Here is a 6707-nt window from a genome sequence, read left to right as displayed (position 1 = left end):
CTATTTTGCATGATATCTTTAAAATCGTTGTTCATTGTGTTTACCTCAAAGAATGGAAGATTGTATTTACACTTACATTGTAACCGATTGCACATGATAAACAAGCAAGTTTTTGGGGAAATATTTTGTATCATCCGGCTTGAAGAAAGCGCTATAATATAGATGGTAAGAAATGGTCAGAGATGTGTGAGAAATAAGGTGAGCAAAATGAAGATGAAACATGCTAAGAGAATCGCCCTTTTGCTGGCTTTAGGCTATGCTGGTGGCCAGGCTTTGAAGCGGTCAGCTCCGTTCTTGAAGGGCGTGCAGGCAGGGATCCTCATGGAGAAGGGGAAGAGAAAGCTCAAGGAGAGCGAACCTGTCCAGAAACTGAGGGAATTAACTGATAAATAGAAAACACATCAAAAAAGGATCTAGCTTCCACAAAGAAGATAGATCCTTTTTCATATGCTCTTAGTAAACGATCACAGGCATGTGCACCTTAACCGCGTCCCAAACGGACTTGATTTCACTAGGCCGGATGTTAACGCAACCGTGTGACCCGCCTTCCAGGTAGGCCGTGCTTGACCAGTCGGTCCGCCATGACGCGTCGTGCAACCCGCAGCCGCTCAAAGTAAATGGCATCCAGTAGCTGACCTTGGAAGCGTAGTTCGACCCGTCGTCGTTCTGCCCCTTCAAAGTAGCGTCCTGTTGCTTGTACATGATGTACCAAACCCCAGTAGGCGTAGCGTTGTCGCCCTTGTTGGCCGTCCCCGTAACCACGTCAGATACAGTTACGACCACCTTGCCGTTGACAACCACCCACATGTCCTGGCTGGCGATTGATACAACCACATAGCTGTTGCCCAGCCCGTTGTTGCTCTTGCCATAGCCCAAACCTTGCGTGGTGTAGCCTTCGCCATAGATGTGGTTCTTCCCGTCAATGGTCTTCTTGCCGCTCTCATAAGCTGCCAGAACCGCCTTCTTAGCGCTGGCCGTCCAGATCCCCCAGCCGTAGCTCTGGTTGGTAACGGTGATGGTTGACCCGGCAGGAGTCTTGAACTTGTAGCTCTTGCCCAAAGTCTTGACTTCCTTGTCCATGGCGTTAAGCTTGCTCGTCAGCTTGCTGGTGTCGTCATAGTGAACAGCGCCGTTGTAGTAGCTGACTTGAGTCAAGTAGTCCTTAGCCGCCAGGGTAAAAGTCTTCCCAGCTACAGAGTAGTCCACGCTGGCCGAGGTAATCGCCTTCAGCTTGCTCTTGCCCTTCTTCAGAGCCGTGTTTTCGTAAGTGTAGCTCTTGTTGGTCGGCAGTTGGGTGTACTGCTTGTCAAAGTACTTCTGGACCTTTTCCTTGCTGATGGTGGTCAGCTTGCTGTCTCTGACAGCACTGATCTTACCATCCTTGTAGACCAGCTTGTTGACGGCCTTGGCCTGGATCTTCTTGACCGCTTGGTCAACCGTCAGCTTGCCTACCTTGACGCCATAAATGGTGACGTTGGCGTTGAAGTGCTTCTTGTTGTATGCCACCTGCTTCTTGTTCTCCGCCAGAACCGTTGCCTGGTGCTGCTGGTAGGCATTGTGTCCCCAAATGCCCGCGCAGGCTAAGGCGATAACCGCCACGCCCGCGATAATCAGGTATTTGCTGCCTTGAGTGTTTTTCTTCCGGTAGTCTTTGCGAGAAGTCATTAATAACTCCAATCTGTTCATTCAAAAGATTGTGTTCAGTATAACACGAATCGCTTAGCGATTAAAATGTACGGAGGAATTTTTTAATATGAATTTAAAATTTTGTCTCTGCGATATCATCCTCTGGCCGGTGGCCCTGAATCCGGACCAGCTGCCAGGCAAAAGGACTTTCCTGCTTCTTTAGCTGAACTGTCAAGACGCCTGCTTCAAAAACAAAAGCACATTCTTCCCGGCCGTCAATCCATTCAATCCGGTTTGGCTCTTCCGTCAAGCCAGTCACCTTGACCTCTGCAGGATAAGGGGCCTTTAAGAAAAGGTAGACTTGATATGGCGCGTGCCGGTTGGTCAAGACGAAAGCATCTTCCGCGTCAGCTGATAATTCGCTGGCTTGCCCTTCATTAACCGCGTGGCCAAACTTGTGCATCCAGCTGTTTAAGGCCTCTAAAGCCGCCTGGTCAGCTTCGTCTGCGGCATCCACGTCAATCACCAGTGCCTGGCTATTCTTTCTTGCAGCTACCAAAGCGTCCACGACTTCATCTGCCTTGTAGTGTCTGCCGCTTTGCTCTGGCAGGTAGGCAATGGTGTACTTTTCACAGGCTGCCTGTAATTCTTCCGGGCCGCTGACGGCGCGGGCACCGATGTCTCTTGCCCGGCGGACCAGAGCATCCGCGTTTACATTTTCCCCACTTGGGTTAAAATTTAAGATAATCGCAAAATCAGGGTTGATCATTGCTTGCTCCTCCTTATTGTTAAACACATGTTTTATTTTACTAAATTATTGTAAGGATGTAAAAAATGAAGATCATAATTTCCCCCGCTAAAAAAATGCAGACGGATGGCGGCTTTTTGCCGCAGACCAAACCCGTCTTTCTTGATCAAGCCCAGGAGCTTTGGTCCTATTTGAATTCTTTAAACCAAGCTGACTTGGAAAAAGTCTGGCGGGCCAATGCCAAAATCACTGAAGAAGCCCGGCAGATGCTGGCCGCTGACTTGAATCAAGGGCAAGTTCCAGCTCTGTTTGCCTACAGCGGCCTGCAGTACCAGTACCTGGCCGCTGATGTCTTAGACCAGGCCGGACTGGACTACCTGGACCAGCATCTGCGCGTTCTGTCCGGCCTTTACGGCAGCCTGCGGCCTTTTGACGGGATCGTGCCTTACCGCTTGGAAATGAAGAGCCCCCTGCCTAACTTCAAGTATAAGAGCCTTTATGAATTCTGGGGAGAAAAAGTCTACCAAGAGCTCTACCAAGATGATTCCGTGGTCCTCAATCTGGCTTCTAAGGAATACAGCCGCCTGCTGGCGCCCTATCTTAAAGATGGCGACCGCTTGCTTGAAGTTGTCTTCCAGGAAGAGAAAAACAGCAAATGGCGGACCCAGGCAACTCATGCCAAGATGGCCCGGGGCCGTCTGGTCCGCTGGCTGGCTGAAGGGGGCCGGGACCTGTCTGACCTGCCGGACTTCACGGGCTTTGGCTATGCCTTTGCCCCAGACCAAAGCGGGGAAGACCAGCTTGTTTTTCGTAAAAAGGCATGACGATTTTTCACAAAGTACGAAAAAAGAAAAATTTTTTACACTTTTAAAAGGCTAGGAAGCGCTTGCTGACCGGCCTTTTTTCTTTTGTGCAAGAATTCATAAAATTGACAACGCTTTCAAATGTGATTTAATAGAAACAGAGATTGAAACACAAAAAAGAAAACTGTAAGGTGAGCTAGAATGGAATATCATAAGTTAACTGCTGAAGACATTGAAAACTTGCGGCCAATGATTGCCGACCCAGAACGTTTTATTACTGAAGTAACTGAACACTGGGATCACGACCAATTCAAGACTGTCCGGGCCATGCCTGACCTGGTAATTCAACCGGTTACGGCTGAAGAAGTAGCCAGCGTCTTGAAGTACGCCAGCGACCACGAAATTGCCTTGACTCCACGGGGCAACTCAACTGGCTTGATGGGGGCCAATTTGACTGTGCATGGCGGGATCTCCCTGGACATGGTTAAGATGAACAAGGTCATCGACTATGACCCAGCCAACTTGACCATCACTGTTCAACCAGGCATCCGTCTGAACCAACTGGAAGACTTTTTGGCAGACAAGCCATTTACCTACATGCCAGCACCAGCCATGCACTGGGCTACTGTAGCCGGCAACATCAGCACCAACGCCGGCGGCTTGAAGGCCATCAAGTACGGGGTAACCCGTGAACACATCCGTGAAGTCAAGGTTGCCTTGACTGACGGCAAGGTCTACAAGTTCGGCTCCAAGTCAGTTAAGTCATCATCCGGCTACTCCTTGAAGGACCTGATCATCGGCTCAGAAGGGACTTTAGGCGTCATCACTGAAGCTGTTCTGCGTCTTTACCCAAGACCAAAGCACGCTTTGAACGCCATCATTCCTTTCCCGACTTTGGACGATGCCATCGAATCAGTGCCAGCCATCCTGGCTTCCGGCGTTGTGCCAACCACTGTTGAATACATGGGCCGCAAGGTCTTGAACCTGTGGGAAAAGTACTACGACGCTACTTTCCCAATCAAGGAAGGCGACGGCTTCATCATCCTGGGCATCGACTCCTTCACGGCCAGCGACGCTGAAGCCCAACTGGCCCAGGCTTTGGAAGCAGTTAAGCCATTCCACGCTTTGAAGGAAACTGTCTTGAACGCTGAATCAGAAGAAGCCAAGACCATCTGGGACGCCCGGGAAAAGCTGCTTTTGGCCATCCAAAAGTCAACTCCAAAGATGGACGAAGTCGACGTTTCAGTGCCGATCAGCAAGATTCCGCTGGTTCTGCACCGGATCGAAGAACTGGAAAAGGAAGAAAACATGCGGATTCCTAACTTCGGCCACGCCGGTGACGGTAACCTGCACATCTACCTTTGCTCAGACGACATGACTGACGAAGAATTCGCCAAGAAGGGCGACACCGTTATCTCCGAACTCTACAAGACCGCCAAGTCAGTGGACGGCAACATGTCCGGTGAACACGGGGTTGGCTACGCCCGCCAGAACTACTACGAAGACTTCTATGGCAAGGATTACACCAACTTGCTCAGAAAGGTCAAGGCTCTGTTCGATCCTAAGGGCATCCTTAACCCAGACAAGATCTTCCCGTTAGACTAAAGCACGGCTCCCTCCGCGCGGCAACCTTTAAAAATCCGAATCAAAAACTAATCAAGAACTAATCAACTAAGCAAATCAAGAATTAACCAAAAACCGAAAAGATCAAGTACCTAGCAATAAGTACATAAAAACAATAGCAAAACAACAAAACAACATTTTAATTTTTAAGCTTCACAAATTAATTATCACAGGGAAGGGCTGCTCCGGCAGCCCTTTTTTGTGCAAGAAAAATGACATCGCGTCACTTTTTATGTTGACACGATGTCACTTTGGTCTTATACTAGAAAACAGTTAAAGGTGACATGGTGTCACGGAGGTAAAAAATGGTCAAGGCAACTTTTGAGAATTTAAGCAAAGACAAGCAGGATCGGGTTACAGCCGCCCTGCTCAAAGAATTCAGCGCCCATACTTTGGCCAGCGCCCAGGTGGCGCGGATCGTCAAGGAAGCCGGCATTGCCCGGGGGGCCTTTTACAAGTACTTTGAGGACCTGACGGATGCTTACCAATACCTGTTCAAGCTGGCCATGCGGGACCTGCACACGGGTCTGACCGGCCGGATGGGGGCAAACGAGCTCTACCAGATGACCAAGGACTTTGTGACCAAGGCCACTGGCAGCCAGTACTATGACTTGATCCGCCTGCACTACGCGGCTAACGAGGCGCTTTTGCCAAGCAGCAAGCCTAAGCAAATGCCGGCTTGTGCCTGGGCGGCGATGGCCCTGTCGCATGAGGCGATCAAGGAAGCCTTGCTGGACCCGGATAACGCTGATTTTTACTTAGACCGGGAGCGCGAGGCTTTAGAGAAGCTCTTTAGCGGCCACGAATAGGGTAAAAGAGGATATAAGAAAGGAAGAAAGCAGAAAAAATGTTTTTAGCACTAAAAGAGATCAAGCATGAAAAGAAGCGGTACGGCTTGATCGTTTTCATGATTTTTCTGATCGCGTACATGATTTTGGCAACCTGGGGCCTGGCATACGGCCTGGCCCGGGAAAACACGGTGGCTTTGGAGAGCTGGCAGACCAAGAGCGTGGTCTTGAACAAGAACGCCAACCTGTCCATGAACAGCTCGGTTTTGACCAAGGACGATTTGCAGAAAATTGACCTGACTAAGAAGGAAGCTGTTGTTGGCGAACTGCAGGTAGTGGCCAAGAAGAAGGGACAAAGCGGGATCAACGCCCAGTACATGGGGGTCAAGAAGGGTGAGTTCATCTACAAGGACCAGGACTTGATCGCTGGCCGCCGGGCTAAGAGCAAGTACGAAGTTACAGCTGACAGCCGCTTTAAGGACAAGGGCTATAAGCTGGGCGACAAGGTGACCTTGAACGGGTCAGACCACAAGTACACGATCGTCGGCTTCGTCAAGGATGCCAAGATCAACATTGAGCCGATCATGTATGGCTTTTTGCCGGCATGGAAAGAATTGAAGAACGTGGCACCGGGGATTGAAGCTTCCGGGATCATTTCCCAGCGGAAATTGTCCGTTAAGGGGAAGAATTTCAAGACTTACGGGGTTAAGGAATTTACGCAAAAACTGCCAGGTTACTCTGAACAGAACCTGACTTTTGAATTGATGATTGCTTTCATGTTCATCATTTCCCTGGTCATCGTAGCAGTCTTCCTGTACATTTTGACCATCCAGAAGCTGCCGAACTACGCGGTATTGCGGGCACAAGGCGTGCCGGCCAAGACTTTGATCTGGGCTACGGTCAGCCAGAGTCTGCTTTTGGTAACTAGCGCTTTGGTCTTGGCCCTTTTGGCCATCTGGGGCACGGCGGCCGCGATGCCGGCATCTGCTCCGATGGCCTTTACGCCAGGGATTTTCGTGGCAGCGATCGGCGGGATGTTGTTAATGGCATTGCTGGGCGGGCTTAACCCAGTCAGAACGATTTTGAAGATTGACCCGGTACAGGCAATTGGAGGCTAAA

General features: G+C 50.0%; 7 protein-coding genes. 5 read left to right on the top strand and 2 right to left on the bottom strand.

What is annotated here, in order from left to right; translation table 11 throughout:
- The first annotated feature begins 207 nt into the window (after window positions 1–207).
- Entirely contained in the window at window positions 208–393 is a 186-nt protein-coding gene (locus tag ACI32D_RS05560) for a hypothetical protein (protein ID WP_439775617.1), read from the top strand.
- Between the two features lie 60 nt (window positions 394–453).
- On the opposite strand, the gene ACI32D_RS05555 is transcribed toward ACI32D_RS05560, so the two are convergent.
- Both ACI32D_RS05555 and ACI32D_RS05550 read right to left on the bottom strand, forming a co-directional pair.
- Entirely contained in the window at window positions 454–1665 is a 1212-nt protein-coding gene (locus tag ACI32D_RS05555) for a L,D-transpeptidase family protein (RefSeq protein WP_439775616.1), read from the bottom strand.
- 94 nt (window positions 1666–1759) lie between these two features.
- On the bottom strand, window positions 1760–2395 hold the full coding sequence (locus ACI32D_RS05550) for a hypothetical protein (RefSeq protein WP_439775615.1): 636 nt from the start codon (window positions 2393–2395) through the stop codon (window positions 1760–1762).
- Between the two features lie 65 nt (window positions 2396–2460).
- Here ACI32D_RS05550 and yaaA point away from each other — a divergent pair, with 65 nt between their 5' ends.
- The 4 genes from yaaA (at window position 2461) to ACI32D_RS05530 (ending at window position 6706) form a co-directional block, all read left to right on the top strand.
- Window positions 2461–3198 (top strand): peroxide stress protein YaaA, encoded by a 738-nt coding sequence (gene yaaA / locus ACI32D_RS05545; protein WP_439775614.1) that lies wholly within the window; start codon window positions 2461–2463, stop codon window positions 3196–3198.
- Window positions 3199–3378: 180 nt separating this feature from the next.
- Window positions 3379–4782, top strand: coding sequence for an FAD-binding oxidoreductase (locus ACI32D_RS05540; RefSeq protein WP_439775613.1), 1404 nt, complete (start codon window positions 3379–3381; stop codon window positions 4780–4782).
- 323 nt (window positions 4783–5105) lie between these two features.
- Window positions 5106–5609: a TetR/AcrR family transcriptional regulator gene (locus ACI32D_RS05535; protein ID WP_439775612.1), complete on the top strand. Its 504-nt coding sequence runs from the start codon at window positions 5106–5108 to the stop codon at window positions 5607–5609.
- 38 nt (window positions 5610–5647) lie between these two features.
- Window positions 5648–6706, top strand: coding sequence for an FtsX-like permease family protein (locus tag ACI32D_RS05530; protein WP_439775611.1), 1059 nt, complete (start codon window positions 5648–5650; stop codon window positions 6704–6706).
- The last annotated feature ends 1 nt before the right edge of the window (window position 6707 follow it).

Source organism: Lactobacillus sp., from assembly GCF_051873315.1.
Classification (GTDB): domain Bacteria; phylum Bacillota; class Bacilli; order Lactobacillales; family Lactobacillaceae; genus Lactobacillus.
Note: the sequence above shows the minus strand (reverse complement) of the source record. Positions and strands in the feature narration are given on the sequence as shown.